1 protein-coding gene is annotated in these 268 nt (G+C 47.4%); it reads left to right on the forward strand.

The features are described from left to right. Nucleotides 1-28: 28 nt before the first annotated feature. Nucleotides 29-268, forward strand: a 240-nt coding sequence (locus tag RMT89_RS43390; protein WP_315889260.1) for a hypothetical protein, incomplete at its 3' end; no start/stop codon positions are given.

Raw genomic sequence — 268 nt, forward strand, 5'->3', positions numbered from 1 at the left:
TCGTATCATCGCTGATGAACGCGAACTCATGGAAGACAAGAAAGCTCGTCGTCAGGAACAGGAAACGGTTGAAGAACCTGAAGTTGTTGAGGAAGCTCCTGTTGCTGCTGTTGAGTACGACCGTACCGACAATCTCCTTCGTAACCCCGGAGAAGATACGCCTCACTTTAGTCAGGTATTAAAGGTCGTTAATAATAGCGGTAATCGTATGCTCAATGACGAGAACCCGCTTGCTACTTTGAAGGACGCAATCAAGTCCTCCAAGAAC

Source organism: Streptomyces sp. P17, assembly GCF_032436805.1.
GTDB lineage: Bacteria > Actinomycetota > Actinomycetes > Streptomycetales > Streptomycetaceae > Streptomyces.